Here is a 19,465-nt window from a genome sequence, read left to right on the forward strand (position 1 = left end):
GGGTGGCGGCTTCGCCTTACCCGGCATAACCTCAATACATCAACTTCACCTGCTGCGCTTTCGCGTATGCCACCAGCTCGTCATCCGGGCGGCAATCACTGACGATGGCGTCAAAGCGCGACAGCTCTCCCATTCTTGCCGGACGGACCTTGCCAAATTTACTGTGATCAACCACCAGCACATGCTGCTGTGCGGCGTTGAGCGCCCACTGTTTCACCGGTAACTCTTCAAGATTAAAACAGGTTGCCCCCTGTTTCACATTCACGCCCGCCGCAGAGTAAAAGGCGATATCCGGGCATACATTGCTCAGCGTGTCCTGAATATTCAGCGGTTTGAAAATGGCGTTGCTGGCATGAAATTCGCCGCCACACAAAATCACCCGGCACGCCGGTTTCTCCTGCAAGGCCAGGAAGGTGTTTAGCGAATAACAGACGGCGGTAAAGGGAACGGTGCTGTCGATGGCCTCGATGATCCACGGGGTTGTCGTACCGCAGTCAAAAAAAAGCGTTTGATGCGGCTGCACCAGCGAGGCGGCGAGCCGCGCGGCTTTGCGCTTCTCCTCCACCAGGCGTGTTTTTTGATCGCTTAACAGATAATGGCTGGCGCTACGCGGCTCCAGAACAATATACCCGCCAAGCAGCACAACGGGGGCGCTGTCGCTGTTCAGATCGCGACGAATGGTCATTTCAGACACGCCAAGCAGGGTAGCGGCTTCCTTAAGATGCAGCTTATCGCTGCGCTTCAGCGCCTGGAGCAGCTGAGCAATGCGGTCATCGCGACGTGTTTCCATAGATCCTCGGGCTAAAAAAGTGAGCCCCCGCAGGGCGGGGGCTCAAGTGTAACCTGACGGACCGGGGTTAGTCACGTATCCAGCCTTTGCGGATCGGAAGGGCAAACAGAACGCGATAGGCCTGTGATAATCCACGATAAAGCGCCGGACCAAAGAGGCTCCACAGGATGGCTGCGCTGACGCAGCCCATCAGTCCCACCAGGAAACCGCCGACCATATCCAGCGGCCAGTGCACGCCCAGGTAGACGCGGGACCAGGCGATGGCGACCGCCACGCCCATCAGCACTACGCCGGACCACAGGCGATGCCAGAACAGGAAGGCCAGCGCAAAGGTGAAGATCACCGTGCCGTGATCGCTCGGGAACGAGTCGTCCGGCGCATGGTGCAGGAAGTTGTAGCCGACGCGATCGACAAACGGACGATCGTGTGGGAAGGCGTGGCCCAGCACGTAGCTTGCCAGCACGCTGACGCCGATCGCCATCGCCATTTTGATCACCAGATGGCGCTGGGCGGTGACCTGTGTACGAGGTCCCCATAACCAGAGGATCACCGCCAGCGCCGGTACGATGCTGATCACATCTTTCGCAATGAAGGTGGCGAGATCGATCATCCATTCCGGTGACGACGGCGTGGCGTTGAGCAGGTAAAACAGTTCGTAGTTCAGATTTTCTAACATAATCTCGTTACTCTTTAGCAAACCAGGCGGAAACCAGCCCGTAAACCAGCACCTGGGAAAACCAGACCCACCACCCGGCCCACAGGTTGTGAGAGAAAAAATGCGCGCCGCGCATGACCTGCCCGAATCCCATCAGCAGCCCCATAACAACGCCCAACGCGACAAAGGTCCAGGCCAGGCGTGGACGTTCACGCCAGAAGGCAAAAAACAGCCCCATCACCATAAACCCGCTTGAGGCGTGGCCGCCGGGAAAGCAGCGTCCCGGTCCGCTGTCTGCCGGAATCGCGCTGAACAGGGGATACGAGACGGCTTTGCCGCCATACTCCACCAGATCCCACGGACAGCTGTGGTGGCTCATGCTTTTCAGGGCTCCTACAACGAGCGCGCCCAGACCCATCAGAAGCGCGGCTGTCACCAGCCGGGCATTGCGTCTGTAAGTCCCGTAAACCAGCGCGATGACGGCCAGGGCAATGGCCACATATTTCGCCAGCCGATGGTTGAGCAGATCCAGCAGCGGATTTTGCTGTAGCGGGAAATGATGCGTCGCCGCGTCATACCAGAAGCCGGTGATCCATCGGTCAAGCGATTCATCGCGCGAAAGCCAGGTAAAAAGCAGCGCAAGGACGATCAGCACGAAAAGCTGATAACCATAAAAGCGGGCAGGCAAACGGTAAAGGCGTTTTGTCTTATTTGTCGGTAACTTAGATAATTCTGAAGGGCTGACGGCGTGTGTCATAGTTTCGGTCAATAACGTGAAATAGCACTATCATAAGGAGGGCAACTTAAGGAAACCTTAAACAACAACGATAAGTGCCTTATTTCTGTTTTTTCACGTTAATTTGCTATCTCAGACAGCGACAATTCATTACACTCATCGCGTTTTTTTCATATTAAAGAGATTGCATGATAAACCGTTCTTCTTCCGGTAATCGTCTGGGTCGTCAGGCGTTACTTTTTCCTCTGTGTCTGGTGCTTTACGAATTCTCTACCTACATCGGCAACGACATGATCCAGCCAGGCATGCTGGCTGTGGTTGAGCAGTACAACGCAGGTATTGAGTGGGTACCTACATCGATGACCGCCTATCTCGCGGGCGGCATGTTTTTACAGTGGCTTTTAGGGCCGCTGTCGGATCGTATTGGCCGCCGCCCAGTGATGCTGACGGGCGTGGTATGGTTTATCGTCACCTGTCTCGCCACGCTGCTGGCGCAGAACATTGAGCAGTTTACGTTGCTGCGTTTCCTTCAGGGCGTGAGCCTGTGCTTTATTGGTGCCGTGGGCTACGCCGCTATTCAGGAGTCGTTTGAGGAGGCGGTATGTATCAAAATTACCGCGCTGATGGCGAACGTGGCGCTGATTGCACCGCTTCTGGGGCCGCTGGTGGGAGCCGCATGGGTCCACGTCGCGCCGTGGGAAGGGATGTTCGTGCTCTTTGCCGCGCTTGCGGCCATCTCTTTCCTTGGTCTGCACCGTGCGATGCCGGAGACCGCCACCCGCCTGGGCGAAAAGCTCTCGCTTAAAGAGCTGGGGCGTGATTATAAGGCGGTGCTGAAAAACGGCCGTTTTGTCGCGGGCGCGCTGGCGACGGGCTTTGTCAGCCTGCCGCTGCTGGCGTGGATTGCCCAGTCGCCGGTCATTATCATCAGCGGCGAACAGCTTAGCAGCTATGAGTATGGCCTGTTACAGGTGCCGATTTTTGGCGCGCTGATTATCGGTAACCTGGTGCTGGCGCGTCTGACGTCACGCCGTACCGTGCGTTCGCTGATTATTATGGGCGGTTGGCCCATAGCGGCAGGGCTGATTATCGCGGCGGTGGCGACCGTAGCCTCGTCTCATGCGTACCTGTGGATGACGGCGGGGCTGAGCATTTACGCGTTTGGTATCGGCGTGGCGAATGCCGGTCTGGTACGCCTGACGCTGTTCGCCAGTGAAATGAGTAAAGGCACGGTGTCTGCCGCGATGGGGATGCTGCAAATGCTGATTTTCACCGTCGGAATTGAGGTGAGCAAGCATGCTTATGCTTTTGGCGGAAACGGGCTCTTCAGCCTGTTCAATCTCGCAAACGGTGTGCTGTGGGTAGGTCTGATGGTGGTGTTCCTGAAGGACAAACGCGTCGGAAATGCCCTGCAACCGTAATCCTTATTCCCTCTCCCCCCTGGGCGAGCTCGGGACAGTTCCCTCTCCCTGTGGGCTGAGGGATCCCCAGTAATTTGAAAGCAAAAGCGATAACGTTGCCTCAGAATAACTGAGGGCTTTCAGCGATGCCTCGGTCCGGCTGTAAATCGCTGAGGCGTTTCCTGTAGGCCGGGGCGAGGCGCAGGGATGCGCCGAGAGGGCGGGCTTTACAGGGATGTTACCTCCGCCCGTCCCCGATAAGCCGGAAGGAATAAGCCGAAGGCACCTCGAAGCGGCGATTTTCCGCCGGAAGCCCGGGTCGCCAGGGTGGTGGCGACTGAGCCACCCTGGCACGTTCACCGGTCATGTCGTGACAGAGTAGCAAGGAACATAAAGTGAACGGAATGACCACCAGAGCCGTATGTTCCCCCTCACCCCAGCCCTCTCCCTCAAGGGAGAGGGGGCCGTCTGTGCAGGCATTATTTTGTGGGGAACCCTCAGCCCTGTGGGAGAGGGTTAGGATGAGGGCACCAGAGCGCACGGAATCAATTAAACGGCGCCTCCCCGTCCAGCACCCTATCAATTACGTCCAGCACCCCTTCGTCATTATTGTTCGGCGCTTCATAGCGGGCCACCGCCTTAATGTGCGGTCTGGCATTGGCCATCGCGAAGCCAAACCCAGCCTGGCGCAACATCTCCACGTCGTTACCGCTGTCGCCAAAGGCCACCACTTCACTGTCCTCAATGCCCCAGCGCGCTTGCAGGATCCGCAGGCCGTTAGCTTTGTGTACGCCGGGGATAATCAGGTCGATACTGCCGTGTCCCGTGGTCACCGGCACCATGATGTCGCCAAGCTTCTCATGCAGCAGCGCCTGAATGCGCGGAATTTCGTCGTCAGAGACGTTTAGCCCGAATTTGAAGAAAATATCGTTGAGGTTGTCAAAGCTGCTGACGCTTTCAAGGCGGTGATAGTATTTCGCAGCAATCTCTTTGAAGAGGTCGTTATACGTTTTCAGCGTGTAGGCGCTGTTTTTTCCGCAGGCAATTATCTCAATGCCGGGCACGTCGTTTAACAGGGTGGCGACGGTCAGAAAATGCTCTTTCGACAGTTCGCCGTTAAACACGTCTTCGCCCGCATCTACCACCCAGCCGCCGTTTTCGGCGACGAAGGCAATTTCATGGGCGATCTCCGGGAAAAATGAGATCAGCTGGTAGTACTGGTTTCCGCTGGCGACCACAAAACGGATGCCTTGCGCTTTCATGCGCGCGTACTGCGCCAGAAAACGCGCGCGGTTATAGGTTTTCGCATCGCTCAGGAAGGAGCCATCCATGTCGACTGCAATCAGTTTAACGCTCATATCCCTTCTCCATTGACGTTGTTTCTGCTTCCGGTTTTGCCACCGCTCGCGCCACCAGGGCGGCAATAATGACTAACCCTAATACCACCAGCATCGCGCTGCGTAACCCGTAGTGCTCACCGAGGAATCCAAGCAGCGGCGGGCCCACCAGGAAAGCGAGGTAGCCCGTGGTCGCCACGACGCTCACGCGCGTCGGCGCGTCGGGGCCGGTATCGCTGGCAGCGGAAATGGTCAGCGGGAAGCCAAGGGAGGCGCCCAGTCCCCACAGGATCACCGACACGCCGGCAATCCAGTCCACATCCACAAAGATAATCATCGCGATGCCCAGCCCGCCCAGCAGGGCGCTGGCACGGACGACAGCCACGCGGCTGTAACGGTCGATAAACCAGCCCCCGGTAAAGCGTCCGACGGTCATGCCGAGCGTAAACCCGGCGTAAATCAGCGAGCCGGAGGTGGGGCTAAATCCGTGCCCGTCCACCATCAGCAACGGTAGCCAGTCGTTGGCGGAGCCTTCAGCAAACGCCATCGCCAGCACCACCACGCCAATCAGCATTAGCTGGAAATCACGATAAAAGGGCAACCCTTTTTCCGCAGACTTCTGTTCGTCCGTGGCGTGTTGTCCTGTGCCTGCGGGAATAGCCCTGATGCCGGTGAGGATCGGGATAATACAGACCAGCGCCGCCAGCAAAATGTGCACATTGGCCGCAATGCCCAGCGCCGTCAGCGCCATCCCCACGCCCGCGCCCGCCAGCGTGCCGAGGCTGTAAAAACCATGCATCATCGGCAGCACCGTTTTGTTCATCGCCTGTTCGACGGCGGCCCCCTCGACGTTAATGGCCACTTCCGCCGCACCAAAGCTGCCGCCAAATACCATCAGCCCAAGGGCAAACATCAGCGGCGAGGCGAACCACAGCGCCACGCTCAGACCGAGCATTCCCACCACGGCGCAGCACATGGTGGTGCGAATCACCGCGCGCGTGCCAAAGCGCTTCACCAGCCAGGCCGAGCAGAGGATGCCGCTCATCGAGCCAATCGACAGGCCAAACAGCACGATCCCCATCTCCGCCGTCGAGACGGACAGCGTATCGCGGATTGCCGGGGTGCGCGTTGCCCAGGAAGCCATCAGCAGCCCGGGGATGAAGAAGAACATAAACAGCGCCCACATGCGCAGATGCAGGGCTTTGCGAGGAGAAGTTAGCGTCATTGGGATCAGCACCAGAAGTACAACAATAGCGACAACACTAGCAACTTTGTGTACATTTGTACACAAACTGGATGAGGATTTTATGAGCAGACCACCGAACGACCCTAACCGCCGCGAGAAGATACTCCAGGCGACGCTGGACACCATTGCTGAGCACGGTATTCATGCCGTCACGCACCGCAAAATTGCCACCTGCGCAGGCGTGCCGCTGGGGTCGATGACCTACTATTTCGACGGGATGGAGTCGCTTCTGGAGGAGGCATTCACGTGGTTTACGCAGCAGATGTCTCAGCAGTACCGGGATTTCTTCGCGGGGGTGACCGGGCGGGAGAGGGCGTGCGAGGCCATTACCACGCTGATCCACAGTTCAGCCGTGACCACGCCACACAATATGGCGCTGATGTATCAGTTATACGCGTTTATGCACCGCAGCGCCGCGCTGAAAACGGTGATGCAGGACTGGATGAAGATGAGCCAGACTACGCTTGAGCAGTGGTTTGATCCGGCCACCGCCCGTGCGCTGGATGCGTTTATCGAGGGGATGACGCTGCATTTTGTAACCGACCGGTCGCCGTTAACCCGGGAGGAGATCCGGGTGATGGTGGGGCGGATTGCAGGCGAGGATACCGTCTGATAGCGCTCGCCCCGGCCACGCCTGATGTCAGGAGATTTTTTTCCCGCTGGCGTCAACGACGACTTCGCCATCTTCCTTCGTAAATGCCCCTTTTTGCGCGTCCGGAAGGATGTCGAGAACGACTTCAGAAGGGCGGCACAGCCGGGTACCCAGCAGCGTCACCACAATCGGACGGTTAATCAGAATAGGGTATTGCAGCATGAAATCGATAAGCTGGTCGTCGGTGAAATGTCCCTGTGAAAGGCCCAGTTGCTCATAAGGCTCGACGTTTTTGCGCAGCAGATCGCCTATGGAAATCCCCATATCTGCAATCAGCCTGGTCAGTTCATCACGCGACGGTGGGTTCTCAAGATAGAGAATAATTTCGGGTTCCGTACCGCTGTTGCGGATCATCTCCAGCGTATTGCGCGACGTGCCGCAGGCCGGGTTGTGGTAGATAGTGATATGGCTCATATCCGTTACTCATTACAGTGTGAAGGAGAGACGTAGCGCCAGCGCGGCAAGCGTCACAAAGAGAACTGGCAGCGTCATTATGATGCCCGTCCTGAAATAGTAGCCCCAGGTAATAGTCATGTTTTTCTGTGCCAGCACATGAAGCCATAGCAGGGTAGCCAGGCTCCCGATGGGGGTAATTTTCGGCCCCAAATCGCAGCCAATCACGTTAGCGTAAATCATCGCCTCTTTAACCAACCCTGTTGCAGCACTACCCTCAATGGAGAGCGCGCCAATCAGCACCGTTGGCATATTGTTCATTATGGATGACAGGAAGGCGGTGATAAATCCGGTTCCCAGCGTGGTGACCCAGAGTCCGTACCCGGCTAAGTAATCAAGAACGCCTGAAAGAGACTCCGTCAGCCCGGCGTTGCGCAGGCCATACACCACCAGATACATCCCCAGCGAGAAGATAACAATTTGCCACGGCGCGCCGCGCAGCACTTTTCCGGTGTTAATGGCGTGCCCGCGTTTAGCAACGGCAAACAAAATCAGCGCGCCAGTTGTTGCGATAGCGCTGACCGGGATACCCAGAGGTTCAAGCACAAAGAAACCGACGAGCAGTAGCAGCAGCACGATCCAGCCCGTTCTGAACGTCGGCAGGTCGTGAATGGCCAAAGCAGGCTCGCGGAGTTTTGCCAGGTCATATTCCGGCGGTATTTCCTTGCGGAAGAACAGATGCAGCATCACCAGCGTTGCGGCAATTGCGGCGATATCAACCGGGATCATCACCGAGGCGTATTCGCTAAAGCCCAGCTTAAAGAAGTCCGCCGACACAATGTTGACCAGGTTGGAGACAATCAGCGGCAGGCTGGCGGTATCGGCGATAAATCCCGCCGCCATCACGAACGCCAGCGTGGCCTGCTTGCTGAACCCCAGCGCCAGCAGCATGGCGATAACGATAGGCGTCAGGATCAATGCCGCACCGTCATTGGCGAACAGCGCCGCCACGGCCGCACCCAGCAGCACGATCCAGGTAAACAGCAACCGCCCGCGACCGTTTCCCCAGCGAGCAACGTGCAGCGCCGCCCACTCGAAAAAACCGGACTCATCCAGCAGCAAACTGATAACGATTACCGCGATAAACGTGGCCGTCGCATTCCAGACGATGTTCCAGACCACCGGAATATCGTTAACGTGGATCACACCGCTCGCCAGCGCCAGCGCGGCGCCAATGGTGGCACTCCAGCCGATACTGAGCCCTTTGGGCTGCCAGATAACCAGTACCAGCGTAAACAGAAAAATAGCCCCTGCCAGAAACATCTTTTACTCCGTTATATCTGTTTTTGTGAATGTGTCGTGGTCAGCAAGAGCCCGGGAGGCGGTTTTTCAGCTTCATACGTGTCTCTTCTCGCAGGCAGTTCCAGCTGTTATCGATAACGGTTGCCGCCCACGCGGGCATGTTGGGAGAGAGACGGTAGTAGATCCATTTACCCTCACGACGATCGATGACCAGCCCGGCCTCGCGCAGTAAGGCCATATGGCGCGAGACTTTCGGCTGCGGCTCGGTGGTCGCGGCGCAGAGATCGCAGACGCACAATTCTCCTGCTTCACGGAGCAGCATGACGATGGAGAGCCGCGTTTCGTCGGAGAGGGTTTTGAAGAGCTGAACGGGGTGAAGCATCTGGGGATCCTGCGTGTTTTTTTTATCATATACATTAAATCATATATGTTTGTGGCAGGTGAGGGAAGGGCAATAAGGGCAAATAAATGCCCTCAGTGAAGTACCACTACGTTGAGCCGTCGTCTTTGAGCCACAGACAGGGCGGGATTAGAAGATTAATGATTCCTGGTTTTGTTGAATATCTTCAATGTTATGAGACAGACGATCGTTGCAGATGTTAACAGAATCAAAATATCAATATTTGTATATGTTTCGTACATTGTCTCCGCATTAATATCACCATAGATGAAGCCGCAAATAGCAGTTGCAACGTCGTGGTTAATATAAGCTGTTGAAGGACCCAGCATACGTCCTGCCAGGAAGCTAATTAACACAAACCAGACGGCCTTAAGTAGTCTTGAGCCCCATTTACGGGCAAGGGTAGTGATATCCACCGTCAATAACCTCAATACTATTGCACGCGATATGTGAACGCATACATGGGACCTAAATAAATTCCGGTTTCAGAAGAGCGATTCCGAAATTGGAGTGGTGAGCGAGCTTTATGTAGACTTCTGCCGCTATCCCCGGATGAAGCCTTCATTCCTTTTCCTGTCATCAGGTGGATTAATTCGTTCCAGCTTATGCCAGCTGCCTGTATCAAAGTTCAAACCCGATCATATCTACGCTCAATCGTTGTTCTTTTAAGATATTGACCAGGCAAAATTTAACCGCGCAAGAAGATCAGCTATACCGCCATGGAAATAAGGTAGTGTTATAAGTAATTGATAGGGAAGGGTATTAATTTCAGGAAACAAAAAACCCATCAACCTTGAACCAAAACGGCGGGGTTGATGGGCTCCACAAATTGGGGACATCAAAGAAAAGCAGTGGCACTAGTTATGACTGCACCCTGCGTAAAAAGTTCTGCGCGTAACGAAAATTTTTTGCGCCACACGCAAACTTGAGATTTATCCGAGTCCTGGCCAGATAATGATGATCAGCGTACCTGCCAGCGTCAGCAGCACGTTTGCGATGGCGTAGGTGCCTGCATAGCCCAGCGCCGGGATGTTGCTGCGCGCGGTGTCGCTGATGATCTCCATCGCCGGTGCGCAGGTGCGCGCGCCCATCATCGCGCCGAAGAGCAGGGCGCGGTTCATGCGCAGCACGTAGGCGCCGAACAGGAAACAGATCACCACCGGTACCAGGCTGACGATAAGTCCGGAAACCAACATTTGCCAGCCGACCGCGCCCAGGCCGTTGCCAATGCCGCTCCCGGCGCTTAAGCCGACACCCGCCATAAAGACCATCAGACCGAACTCTTTCACCATGTTCAGCGCCCCCTGAGGGATATAGCCGAAGGTGGGATGGTTCGCTCGCAGGAAGCCCAGCATGATCCCGGCGAACAGCAGACCGGCTGCGTTACCAATGCCGAAGCTAAAGTTGCTGAACTGGAAGGTGATCATCCCGATCATCAGGCCGACAATGAAGAAGGCGCAGAAGGCTAACAGGTCCGTCACCTGGCTGTGGATCGAGATAAAGCCGATACGGTCGGCAACGGTTTTAACACGTCGGGCATCGCCGCTAACCTGCAACACATCGCCTTTATTGAGCACCACGTTATCGTCGATAGGCATTTCAATCTGGCTGCGGATCACGCGGTTGAGGAAACAACCGTGGTCGGTCAGCTTCAGCTGTGCCAGACGGCGACCCACGGCATTGTGGTTTTTCACCACAATCTCTTCGGTGACAATACGCATGTCCAGCAGGTCGCGGTCAAACACCTCTTTCCCGTTGCGGAAGCTCGGATCGAGACGCGCGTGGGCGTCCGGGTAGCCAACAAGGGCGATGTCATCGCCCATCTGGAGCACCGCGTCACCGTCCGGGTTTGCCAGAATGCCGTTACGACGGATACGTTCGATGTAGCAGCCGGTCTGACGGTAGATCCCCAGCTCGCGCAGGTTTTTCCCGTCGGTCCAGGCAACCAGCTCCGGCCCGACGCGGTAGGCGCGGATCACCGGCAGGTAAACTTTACGTTTGGAGTCCGTGTCCAGGCCGCGCTCGCGGGCGATGGTCTGGGCGCTGGTCTGGAGATCCTGATGCTGAAGTTTTGGCAGATAGCGCGCGCCAACAATCAGGCTCACCAGACCAATCAGATAGGTCAGGGCATAGCCCAGACTCAGGTTGTCCAGCGCGGAGGAAAGCGGCGTGCCGGCCATGCCAGAATGACGAAGCGTATCCCCCGCGCCGACAAGCACCGGTGTGGAGGTCATCGAGCCTGCCAGCATACCGGCCGTTAAGCCGATGTCCCAGCCAAACAGCTTGCCCAGCCCTAACGCAATCAGCAGGGCGCTGCCGACCATCACCAGAGCCAGCATCAGGTAATTTTTGCCATCTCGGAAGAAAATGGAAAAAAAGTTCGGACCGGCTTCCACGCCTACGCAAAAAATAAACAGCATGAAACCTAAGTTAAGCGCGTCCGTGTTAATACTGAAATGTTGTTGACCTAATAACAGGGAGACGACTAAAACGCCAATGGAATTACCAAGTTGAACTGAACCCAGGCGTAATTTACCCAGACAAAGGCCCAGCGCCAGTACCACAAATAATAACAGGATGTAATTCCCATTTAACAAGTCTGCGACGTTTATATTCACGGAGGCTAACTTCTTGTTTACCAGTAAGTTGTTGAATGAAAGGACTATTTGGGCTACTGTTTTCAGAGTCAGGGAATCACTTTGCATCTCCCTGCTTCCTGATAAATACCCTAAACACTAGCAGTCGGTTAGTTTAATCGTAATAGCTACCGACAGCCACCTATTATCGCACGACTTCTGTGCGTGCTTTGGCAAGGATTGCCGCATTGCTTTATCTGACTGGGCGTTCACCGGACGATTTTTGTATTTGATAGAGATAAGTCAGGAGGATAGTTTGAACTTTAAACGAAACTGGGCTGGCGTAATCAGCTGTTTTTTGCTGTTTACGGTCGTTTGCATGTCACTCGCTTTTAACGTGAAAGGCGCCTTCAGAGCGTCCGGTCATCCCGAGCTGGGCCTGTTGTTCTTCATCCTGCCGGGGGTAGTAGCCGGTTTTCTCTCACGTAAAGGCGAGGTGGTGATGCCGCTTATTGGGGCAATGCTTGCGGCCCCGCTCTGCCTGCTTCTGATGCGCGTGCTGTTTCTCTCGTCGAGAAGCGTCTGGCAGGAAGTGGCGTGGCTACTGAGTGGCGTTTTCTGGTGTGCGCTGGGCGCGCTCTGTTTCTTATTTACGCGCAGCCTGCTGCAACAGCGGAAGCAACGTAAATAAAAACGCCCTCAGGGTGAGGGCGTCTTCGCATTACTGAGCCGCAAACAGGCCCAGGTGTTCTTTGGCGTAGGCCTCAAAATCGGTGCAGCCGCCGATGTGTTTCTGATCGAGGAAGATCTGCGGCACGGTTTCAACCGGTTTACCCACGGTTTTTTCCAGATCGGCTTTAGTGATGCCTTCCGCGTGGATATCCACATAACGGAAGTTGAAATCATCACGCTCTTCAGTCAGTTTCTCTGCCAGCTCTTTCGCGCGCACACAGTAAGGGCATCCTGGACGACCAAAAATTACTGCAAACATTTCTCTCTCCTCAAAAAACAAGCCTGACGGCGAATAGCACCTATAGTGCACGATAACCTGCCGTCATGGAAAGAAGGTTTCACCTGTCACTTTGATACAGTCAGGCTATGTTTCGCCAATTACATCAGGTGGATCATTGCCTATACTGGCTGCCATACGTTTTACGCAACACAAAGAGAGACAAAATGACGCCAACCATTGACCTGCTTCGTTCCCACCGTTCCATTCGCCATTTCACCGATGAGCCGATTACCCAGGCGCAGCGGGACGCGATCATCGACAGCGCAAGAGGCACCTCTAGCTCCAGCTTTTTGCAGTGCAGCTCCATTATCCGCATCACCGATCCGGCGATGCGTGAGCAGCTGGTAACGCTGACGGGCGGACAAAAGCACGTTGCCCAGGCGGCTGAGTTCTGGGTGTTCTGCGCCGATTTTAACCGTCACCTGCAAATCTGTCCTGAGGCCGAGCTGGGGCTGGCGGAACAGCTGCTGCTGGGCGTTGTGGATACGGCACTGATGGCGCAAAACGCGTTCACGGCGGCGGAATCACTGGGGCTTGGCGGCGTCTATATTGGCGGGCTGCGTAACAACATCGAAAGCGTGACGGAACTGCTGAAGCTGCCGAAACACGTGCTGCCGCTGTTTGGTCTGTGCCTCGGCTGGCCGGCGGATAACCCGGATCTGAAGCCGCGCATTCCTGCTGCGATGCTGGTGCATGAAAACCACTACCAGCCGGTCGACCAGGACATTCTGCATCAATACGATGAAGAGCTGGCGAACTACTATCTGACGCGCGACAGCAACAACCGCCGCGACACCTGGAGCGACCATATTCGTCGCACCATCATCAAGGAGAACCGCCCGTTCATTCTCGACTACCTGCACAAACAGGGCTGGGCAACGCGGTAGTCCATTCCTCCTGCGCCTCGTGTATGATAGGCAGGCTTTTACCATGTCTTTAGAGAGGTGCAGGGTGAAAATTGCCATATTGTCCCGGGATGGAACGCTCTATTCATGTAAACGCCTGCGAGAAGCGGCGGCGAAACGCGGACATCAGGTTGAGATCCTCGATCCGATGTCCTGCTATATGAACATCGACCCTGCGGCGTCGTCGATTCATTACAAAGGCCGCAAACTCCCGCATTTTGATGCGGTAATTCCCCGTATTGGCTCCCAGATCACCTATTACGGCACGGCCGCGCTGCGCCAGTTTGAAATGCTGGGAAGCTATCCGCTCAACGAGTCCGTGGCGATCTCCCGCGCCCGCGATAAGCTGCGCTCGCTGCAACTGCTGGCGCGCCAGGGGATCGATCTGCCCGTCACCGGGATTGCCCACTCCCCGGACGACACCAGCGATTTAATCGATATGGTGGGCGGTGCGCCGCTGGTCATTAAGCTGGTGGAAGGTACGCAGGGTATTGGAGTGGTACTGGCGGAGACGCGTCAGGCGGCGGAAAGCGTGATCGATGCGTTTCGCGGTCTGAATGCCCATATTCTGGTGCAGGAGTATATTAAAGAGGCTAAAGGGTGCGACATCCGCTGCTTTGTGGTGGGCGATGAAGTGGTGGCCGCCATAGAGCGGCAGGCGAAAGAGGGCGATTTTCGCTCTAACCTGCACCGCGGCGGTATCGCACGGGTGGCCCTTATCAGCGAGCGCGAGCGTGAGATTGCGGTGAAAGCGGCGCAGACGCTGGGCCTGGACGTGGCGGGGGTCGATCTGCTGCGTGCTGACCGCGGGCCGTTGGTGATGGAAGTTAACGCCTCGCCGGGGCTGGAAGGGGTGGAAAAAACCACAGGCGTCGATATTGCAGGTAAAATGATCGCATGGATTGAACGCCATGCGACGCCGGGATTTTGCCTGAAAACGGGCGGTTAAATGGATCGGCGCGCACTTTTTGCGTAATCTGGACAACGTTTTTATTTAAGAGGCTGCACTGCGATGGATTTACAGGTCGTACCTACACTGGATACGTTACGTCAATGGCTCGATGATGCCGGTATTACTTTCTTCGAATGCGACTCCTGCCAGGCGCTGCATCTGCCTCACATGCAAAATTTCGACGGCATTTTCGATGCCAAAATCGATCTGATTAACGACGTGATCCTTTTCTCCGCGCTGGCTGAAGTAAAGCCGTCCGCGCTGCTGGCGCTGGCATCCGATCTGTCAGCGATCAACGCCAGTTCTTTGACGGTGAAAGCGTTTCTCGACATACAGGATGATAATCTGCCAAAGCTGGTGGTTTGCCAGTCTTTATTCTCCGGCGCGGGGCTCTCGTTCAAGCAGTTCGCCTGGTTTATGCGCCTGAGCGAAGAGCAAATTTCCATGGTCATGATGGAAGCCAACGCACATCACCTGCTGTATAGTGCGGAAGATGACGCCGAGAATAATGATGCATCTCCCAATTTTCTCCACTAAGCCTGTCTGACTTTTGCGCAGTCGCTGCCAGAGCGGCTGCATAACACCGTTTTTTCTGCTGCTTTTAACCTTTCTTTAAAGAATTTTTCACCTCCTCTCCGGCCGTTTCGGCTTATCACGTAGACATAATCTGCATAAAAAATTGATAAAAGGCGTTTTTTCGTCTGGGCTATAGCCGGAGACACGGGCTACAGTTATTCTTGCGGTGCTTAAAAAAGCGAGCGGAACCTGCCGGGATGAGGGGGGTATTTTATTTCGGGCAGAGCGACAAACTATGCATGATTATTGCATATCTTCAGGCTGCACAGTTTTGGTTCGTTTGTTAACGAGCTTTCAGAAGGAATAACAATATGATCGCCTTGAATAAAAAATGGTTATCGGGTCTGGTTGCGGGTGCTCTGATGGCCGTCTCTGCCGGCACGCTCGCTGCGGAACAAAAAACGCTGCACGTCTATAACTGGTCTGACTATATTGCGCCGGATACCGTCGCCAATTTTGAAAAAGAGACCGGCATTAAGGTTGTCTACGACGTATTCGATTCCAACGAAGTGCTGGAAGGCAAACTGATGGCGGGCAGCACCGGTTTCGACCTGGTGGTGCCGTCGGCAAGCTTCCTGGAGCGTCAGCTGACCGCCGGTGTCTTCCAGCCGCTGGACAAGAGCAAATTACCGAACTGGAAAAATCTCGATCCGGACGTGCTGAAGCTGGTGGCGAAGCACGATCCGGACAACAAATACGCGATGCCTTACCTGTGGGCGACCACCGGTATTGGCTATAACGTGGATAAAGTCAAAGCGGCGCTGGGCCCGCACGTCAAGCTGGACAGCTGGGACGTGGTGCTGAAGCCGGAAAACCTCGAGAAGCTGAAAAGCTGCGGCGTCTCTTTCCTCGATGCGCCGGAAGAGATTTTCGCCACCGTGCTTAACTATCTCGGCAAGGATCCAAACAGCAGCAAGGCTGACGACTACACCGGTCCGGCGACCGACCTGCTACTGAAGCTGCGTCCAAATATTCGCTACTTCCACTCCTCTCAGTATATCAACGACCTGGCGAACGGGGATATCTGCGTGGCCATCGGCTGGGCGGGTGACGTCTGGCAGGCGGCGAACCGCGCGAAAGAGGCAAAAAACGGCGTGAATGTTTCCTACTTCATTCCGAAGGAGGGGGCGCTGGCGTTCTTCGACGTCTTCGCGATGCCGGCTGATGCGAAAAACAAAGAGGAAGCGTATCAGTTCCTCAACTACCTGATGCGTCCGGACGTGATTGCTCACATCAGCGACCACGTCTACTACGCCAATGGTAACAAGGCCTCCGAGCCGCTGGTGAGCGAAGAAATCCGCAATAATCCGGCGATCTACCCGCCAGCCGATGTGTTTGCCAAGCTCTTCACCCTGAAAGTGCAGGAACCAAAAATTGACCGTGTGCGTACCCGCGCGTGGACCAAGGTGAAAAGTGGTAAGTAACGGCGTTTGATATCGTTGCCCGGTAGCGCCGTCGCTTACCGGGCCGACAAATACCGTAGGCCGGGCAAGCGTTAGCGCCGCCCGGCGATGCGCACCCTGACGGTGCGTTTGCACCAGTGTTGATCTATGCCGGAGAGCACCCCGTGAATGACGCGATCCCCCGCCCGCAGGCGAAAGTCCGTAAAGCGCTGACCCCGCTTCTTGAAATTCGAAACCTCACCAAATCCTTCGACGGCCAGCATGCCGTGGACGATGTCAGCCTGACGATCTACAAAGGTGAAATTTTTGCTTTGCTTGGCGCATCCGGCTGCGGTAAATCGACCCTGCTGCGCATGCTGGCCGGGTTTGAACAGCCCACCGCCGGGCAGATCGTGCTGGATGGGGTAGACCTCTCCAGCGTGCCGCCGTACCAGCGGCCCATCAACATGATGTTCCAGTCCTATGCCCTGTTCCCGCACATGACCGTCGAGCAGAACATCGCCTTCGGCCTGAAGCAGGACAAACTGCCGAAAGCCGAAATCACCGCGCGCGTGGCGGAGATGCTGAGCCTAGTGCATATGCAGGAGTTTGCGAAGCGTAAGCCGCATCAGCTTTCCGGCGGCCAGCGTCAGCGCGTGGCGCTGGCAAGAAGTCTGGCGAAGCGTCCAAAATTATTACTGCTCGACGAGCCGATGGGCGCGCTGGATAAAAAGCTGCGCGACCGGATGCAGCTGGAAGTGGTGGATATCCTCGAGCGCGTTGGGGTGACCTGCGTGATGGTGACTCACGACCAGGAAGAGGCGATGACCATGGCCGGGCGCATTGCGATCATGAATCGCGGTAAGTTCGTGCAGATCGGCGAGCCGGAAGAGATTTACGAACACCCGACAACCCGCTACAGCGCGGAGTTCATCGGCTCGGTGAACGTCTTCGAAGGGCTGCTGAAGGAACGCCAGGACGACGGTCTGGTGATTGAATCGCCGGGGCTGGTGCACCCGCTGAAGGTTGATTCTGATAACTCCGTGGTGGACAACGTGCCGGTTTACGTTGCCCTGCGCCCGGAAAAAATCATGCTATGCGATGAGCCACCCGCCGATGGCTATAACTTTGCCGTGGGCGAAGTGGTGCACATTGCCTATCTCGGCGATCTGTCGATTTACCATGTCCGCCTGAAAAGCGGCCAGATGCTCAGCGCCCAGTTACAGAACGAACACCGGTATCGCAAGGGACAGCCAACCTGGGGCGACGAAGTGAGCCTCTGCTGGGATGCGGACAGTTGCGTAGTCCTGACGGTATAAGGAGCGGTCATGAGTACACTTGAACCTCCAGCCCGCGTCAAAAAACCGGGCGGTTTCGCGCTCTGGCTGGCGCGCATGCAGATGGCGCATGGCCGCAAGCTGGTCATCGCCATGCCCTATATCTGGCTGATCCTGCTGTTTCTGCTGCCGTTCCTGATCGTCTTTAAGATCAGCCTGGCGGAGATGGCGCGGGCGATCCCACCGTATACCGATCTGTGGGAGTGGGCCGACGGGCAGCTGACGCTGACCGTAAACCTCGGTAATTTCCTGCAACTGACCGACGATCCGCTCTATTTCGAAGCCTATTTGCAGTCGTTACAGGTTGCGGCTATTTCTACGATCTGCTGCTTGTTGATGGGCTACCCGCTGGCGTGGGCAGTGGCGCACAGCAAGCCGTCGACGCGAAATATTTTACTGCTATTGGTCATTTTACCGTCGTGGACGTCGTTCCTGATCCGCGTGTACGCGTGGATGGGGATCCTGAAGAATAACGGCATACTGAATAACTTCCTGCTGTGGCTTGGGGTGATCGACCAGCCGCTGACGATCCTGCATACCAACCTTGCGGTGTATATCGGGATTGTCTATGCCTATCTGCCGTTTATGGTGCTGCCGATCTATACGGCGCTGACGCGTATTGATTACTCGCTGGTGGAAGCCTCGCTGGATCTCGGCGCACGCCCGTTGAAGACTTTCTTCAGCGTCATTGTCCCTCTCACCAAAGGCGGAATCATCGCCGGATCGATGCTGGTGTTTATCCCGGCTGTTGGGGAGTTTGTGATCCCGGAACTGCTCGGCGGCCCGGACAGCATCATGATTGGCCGCGTGCTGTGGCAGGAGTTCTTCAATAACCGCGACTGGCCGGTGGCCTCGGCGGTGGCGATCGTCATGTTACTGCTGCTGATCGTGCCGATCATGTGGTTCCATAAACATCAGCAGAAACAGATGGGAGACCACGGATGAACAACTTACCGGTAGTACGCTCCCCGTGGCGAATTGCGATCCTGATTATCGGCTTTACCTTCCTGTATGCGCCGATGCTGATGCTGGTGATCTACTCGTTCAACAGCTCTAAGCTGGTCACCGTCTGGGCGGGCTGGTCGACGCGCTGGTACAGCGAGCTGTTCCACGATGATGCGATGATGAGCGCGGTGGGGCTGAGCCTGACCATTGCGGCGCTGGCGGCGACGATGGCCTGCGTGCTGGGCACGATTGCCGCGCTGGTGATGGTGCGCTTTGGCCGTTTCCGCGGGGCAAATGGTTTTGCATTTATGATCACCGCCCCGCTGGTCATGCCGGACGTGATCACCGGACTGTCGCTGCTGCTGCTGTTTGTCGCGCTGGCGCACGCCATCGGCTGGCCAGCGGATCGCGGGATGCTCACCATCTGGCTGGCGCACGTCACCTTCTGTACGGCATATGTGGCGGTGGTCATCTCCTCGCGGCTGCGCGAGCTGGATCGCTCCATTGAAGAGGCGGCGATGGATCTCGGCGCCACGCCGCTGAAGGTCTTTTTCATCATCACGCTGCCGATGATTATGCCGGCGGTGATCTCCGGCTGGCTGCTGGCGTTCACGCTCTCGCTCGACGATCTGGTTATCGCCAGCTTTGTGTCGGGACCGGGCGCGACGACGCTGCCGATGCTGGTCTTCTCCAGCGTGCGGATGGGGGTGAATCCGGAGATCAACGCCCTGGCCTCCATCATCCTTGGCGTGGTCGGAATTGTCGGATTTATCGCCTGGTATTTGATGGCGCGCGCGGAAAAACAGCGTGTGCGCGATATCCAGCGTGCAAGACGCGGCTGAAGGAATTACTATTTCCAGTGATGTGCC

At 56.1% G+C, this 19,465-nt stretch carries 20 protein-coding genes; 10 read left to right on the plus strand and 10 right to left on the minus strand.

What is annotated here, in order from left to right:
• Window positions 1–31: 31 nt before the first annotated feature.
• The 3 genes from deoR to DD597_RS01535 form a co-directional block, all read right to left on the minus strand.
• A complete protein-coding gene (gene deoR, locus DD597_RS01525; protein ID WP_022650678.1) occupies window positions 32–790 on the minus strand; it encodes a DNA-binding transcriptional repressor DeoR in 759 nt (252 codons plus the stop codon).
• Window positions 791–857: 67 nt separating this feature from the next.
• Window positions 858–1,466 carry an undecaprenyl-diphosphate phosphatase gene (gene ybjG / locus DD597_RS01530; protein ID WP_003858405.1) on the minus strand — a complete coding sequence of 203 codons (609 nt, stop codon included), beginning with the start codon at window positions 1,464–1,466 and terminating at the stop codon, window positions 858–860.
• 7 nt (window positions 1,467–1,473) lie between these two features.
• Window positions 1,474–2,202: a phosphatase PAP2 family protein gene (locus DD597_RS01535; RefSeq protein WP_032657833.1), complete on the minus strand. Its 729-nt coding sequence runs from the start codon at window positions 2,200–2,202 to the stop codon at window positions 1,474–1,476.
• A 167-nt stretch (window positions 2,203–2,369) separates the two neighbouring features.
• Here DD597_RS01535 and DD597_RS01540 point away from each other — a divergent pair, with 167 nt between their 5' ends.
• The gene (locus tag DD597_RS01540) at window positions 2,370–3,602 is read left to right on the plus strand and encodes an MFS transporter (RefSeq protein WP_129255895.1); all 1,233 of its coding nucleotides are present in this window, start codon (window positions 2,370–2,372) and stop codon (window positions 3,600–3,602) included.
• Window positions 3,603–4,126: 524 nt separating this feature from the next.
• Here DD597_RS01540 and DD597_RS01545 read toward each other — a convergent pair.
• Both DD597_RS01545 and DD597_RS01550 read right to left on the minus strand, forming a co-directional pair.
• Window positions 4,127–4,939 (minus strand): Cof-type HAD-IIB family hydrolase, encoded by an 813-nt coding sequence (locus DD597_RS01545; RefSeq protein WP_022650681.1) that lies wholly within the window; start codon window positions 4,937–4,939, stop codon window positions 4,127–4,129.
• Window positions 4,929–6,143, minus strand: a complete 1,215-nt coding sequence (locus DD597_RS01550; protein ID WP_022650682.1) for an MFS transporter — start codon at window positions 6,141–6,143, stop codon at window positions 4,929–4,931. The genes DD597_RS01545 and DD597_RS01550 overlap by 11 nt, the downstream gene beginning before the upstream one ends.
• An 82-nt stretch (window positions 6,144–6,225) precedes the next feature.
• Between DD597_RS01550 and DD597_RS01555 the strand changes: the two genes are divergently transcribed.
• Window positions 6,226–6,777 (plus strand): TetR/AcrR family transcriptional regulator, encoded by a 552-nt coding sequence (locus tag DD597_RS01555; protein ID WP_022650683.1) that lies wholly within the window; start codon window positions 6,226–6,228, stop codon window positions 6,775–6,777.
• Between the two features lie 27 nt (window positions 6,778–6,804).
• On the opposite strand, the gene arsC is transcribed toward DD597_RS01555, so the two are convergent.
• From arsC to DD597_RS01580, 4 genes are all read right to left on the minus strand, one after another.
• A complete protein-coding gene (arsC, locus tag DD597_RS01560; protein ID WP_129255896.1) occupies window positions 6,805–7,230 on the minus strand; it encodes a glutaredoxin-dependent arsenate reductase in 426 nt (141 codons plus the stop codon).
• Between the two features lie 12 nt (window positions 7,231–7,242).
• Window positions 7,243–8,532: an arsenic transporter gene (locus tag DD597_RS01565; protein WP_022650685.1), complete on the minus strand. Its 1,290-nt coding sequence runs from the start codon at window positions 8,530–8,532 to the stop codon at window positions 7,243–7,245.
• 40 nt (window positions 8,533–8,572) lie between these two features.
• On the minus strand, window positions 8,573–8,893 hold the full coding sequence (locus DD597_RS01570; protein WP_045337505.1) for a metalloregulator ArsR/SmtB family transcription factor: 321 nt from the start codon (window positions 8,891–8,893) through the stop codon (window positions 8,573–8,575).
• Window positions 8,894–9,843: 950 nt separating this feature from the next.
• Window positions 9,844–11,529 (minus strand): aspartate:alanine antiporter, encoded by a 1,686-nt coding sequence (locus DD597_RS01580; protein ID WP_032610193.1) that lies wholly within the window; start codon window positions 11,527–11,529, stop codon window positions 9,844–9,846.
• A gap of 274 nt (window positions 11,530–11,803) precedes the next feature.
• Here DD597_RS01580 and DD597_RS01585 point away from each other — a divergent pair, with 274 nt between their 5' ends.
• Window positions 11,804–12,178, plus strand: coding sequence for an inner membrane protein YbjM (locus DD597_RS01585; RefSeq protein WP_032608930.1), 375 nt, complete (start codon window positions 11,804–11,806; stop codon window positions 12,176–12,178).
• A 30-nt stretch (window positions 12,179–12,208) separates the two neighbouring features.
• Here DD597_RS01585 and DD597_RS01590 read toward each other — a convergent pair whose 3' ends face one another.
• A complete protein-coding gene (locus tag DD597_RS01590) occupies window positions 12,209–12,478 on the minus strand; it encodes a GrxA family glutaredoxin (RefSeq protein ID WP_006809455.1) in 270 nt (89 codons plus the stop codon).
• Window positions 12,479–12,663: 185 nt separating this feature from the next.
• Between DD597_RS01590 and nfsA the strand changes: the two genes are divergently transcribed.
• The 7 genes from nfsA to potI all read left to right on the plus strand — a co-directional run bounded on the left by nfsA (window position 12,664) and on the right by potI (window position 19,438).
• The gene (nfsA, locus tag DD597_RS01595; RefSeq protein ID WP_129255897.1) at window positions 12,664–13,386 is read left to right on the plus strand and encodes a nitroreductase NfsA; all 723 of its coding nucleotides are present in this window, start codon (window positions 12,664–12,666) and stop codon (window positions 13,384–13,386) included.
• Between the two features lie 64 nt (window positions 13,387–13,450).
• Entirely contained in the window at window positions 13,451–14,353 is a 903-nt protein-coding gene (gene rimK, locus DD597_RS01600) for a 30S ribosomal protein S6--L-glutamate ligase (RefSeq protein WP_032621711.1), read from the plus strand.
• Between the two features lie 63 nt (window positions 14,354–14,416).
• Window positions 14,417–14,893: a YbjN domain-containing protein gene (locus DD597_RS01605; RefSeq protein WP_003858385.1), complete on the plus strand. Its 477-nt coding sequence runs from the start codon at window positions 14,417–14,419 to the stop codon at window positions 14,891–14,893.
• Window positions 14,894–15,243: 350 nt separating this feature from the next.
• Complete coding sequence (gene potF, locus DD597_RS01615; protein ID WP_129255898.1) at window positions 15,244–16,356, plus strand: spermidine/putrescine ABC transporter substrate-binding protein PotF; 1,113 nt, start codon at window positions 15,244–15,246, stop codon at window positions 16,354–16,356.
• A gap of 143 nt (window positions 16,357–16,499) precedes the next feature.
• Entirely contained in the window at window positions 16,500–17,633 is a 1,134-nt protein-coding gene (potG, locus tag DD597_RS01620; protein ID WP_017693732.1) for a putrescine ABC transporter ATP-binding subunit PotG, read from the plus strand.
• 9 nt (window positions 17,634–17,642) lie between these two features.
• Entirely contained in the window at window positions 17,643–18,596 is a 954-nt protein-coding gene (gene potH / locus DD597_RS01625) for a putrescine ABC transporter permease PotH (RefSeq protein WP_017384875.1), read from the plus strand.
• Complete coding sequence (gene potI / locus DD597_RS01630) at window positions 18,593–19,438, plus strand: putrescine ABC transporter permease PotI (protein WP_003858378.1); 846 nt, start codon at window positions 18,593–18,595, stop codon at window positions 19,436–19,438. Before potH ends, potI begins: the two co-directional genes overlap by 4 nt.
• Window positions 19,439–19,465: the final 27 nt, after the last annotated feature.

This window comes from Enterobacter cloacae complex sp. 677-3DZ2D5B (assembly GCF_004136695.1).
Classification (GTDB): domain Bacteria; phylum Pseudomonadota; class Gammaproteobacteria; order Enterobacterales; family Enterobacteriaceae; genus Enterobacter; species Enterobacter hormaechei_C.